The sequence below is a fragment of the Tepidimonas charontis genome (assembly GCF_007556685.1).
In the GTDB taxonomy this organism is placed as follows: domain Bacteria; phylum Pseudomonadota; class Gammaproteobacteria; order Burkholderiales; family Burkholderiaceae_C; genus Tepidimonas; species Tepidimonas charontis.
Window position 1 is genome coordinate 1 of the sequence record NZ_VJON01000102.1, and the last position, 943, is coordinate 943.

The window sequence follows — 943 nt, forward strand, 5'->3', positions numbered from 1 at the left end:
CCAGTCGGCGCTGCGTGAGTGGGCCTACGGCTGGACCTACCAAAACTCCGAGCAGCGGCGCCAAGCGCTTCACAGCTGGCAGCACCACTACAACTGGCATCGCCCGCACCACGGCATAGGCCGCGTCCCGCCTATGTCACGGCTTCCAGTTCTTCGGAACAACCTCTTGACGGCTCACAGCTAGGGGGTCAATTTACGGTGTCGCCTGACACCATCAGAACCGACAACGGGCCGCAGTTCACGTGCAAGGCCTTCATGGCATGGATGCAAGCACGAGGTATTCAGCACATCTTGATTCAGCCAGGCAAGCCCACCCAGAACGCCTACATCGAAAGCTTCAATGGCAAGTTCAGGGACGAATGCCTCAACGAGAACTGGTTCGAATCCCTGGCCCAGGCTCGCGAGGTCATCGCCATCTGGCGTTAGGACTACAACGAAGTGCGACCGCACGGAACGATTGGACGGATACCTCCGGCTGAGTTCGCCGCCAAGCACCGCAACGCCAACCCATCAACTACCAACGCAGGATCAGTTAAGAAACCTCTGCACAACCCAGCCTATTCGTTCCAGAGGACGCGGTGATGGTAGACTTTGTTTCACATGACGGGATCAGGGGCAGATTTTTTTGAGTTATTTTCCGCTCCAGAAGCCCCTTTCGTGGGCCTCCTGAGGCCTCGTCGGCCCCCAGTGGCGCCGTGGCGGGCGCACTTATCCCGTTGCAGCCAACAAGGACTTGCGCACCAGCCACAGATTGAGCAGCGCAAACAGGACGTTGAGTTGCGCGCCGTTCTTGGCCAAGCCTCGATAGGGCGTCTTGCAGTAGCCAAACTGGCATTTGAGTACCCGAAACGGATGCTCGTCCTTGGCACGAATGCGCGCCTTGGTGCGTTCCAAGGCATCCATCACCTGGCCAAGAAAAGTGCTCTTGTCCAATGCCCGGCGC

The 943-nt window shown here is 58.5% G+C and carries 1 protein-coding gene and 2 pseudogenes; 2 read left to right on the forward strand and 1 reads right to left on the reverse strand.

What is annotated here, in order from left to right; genetic code table 11:
- Both Tchar_RS13535 and Tchar_RS13540 read left to right on the forward strand, forming a co-directional pair.
- On the forward strand, positions 1 to 184 hold a 184-nt coding region (locus Tchar_RS13535), incomplete at its 5' end, for an integrase core domain-containing protein (protein ID WP_144329493.1).
- Positions 185 to 189: 5 nt separating this feature from the next.
- Positions 190 to 582: pseudogene (locus Tchar_RS13540) on the forward strand (integrase core domain-containing protein); the annotation flags it as partial.
- A gap of 126 nt (positions 583 to 708) precedes the next feature.
- Here the strand turns inward: Tchar_RS13540 and Tchar_RS13545 are convergent.
- Positions 709 to 943: pseudogene (locus Tchar_RS13545) on the reverse strand (IS5/IS1182 family transposase); the annotation flags it as partial.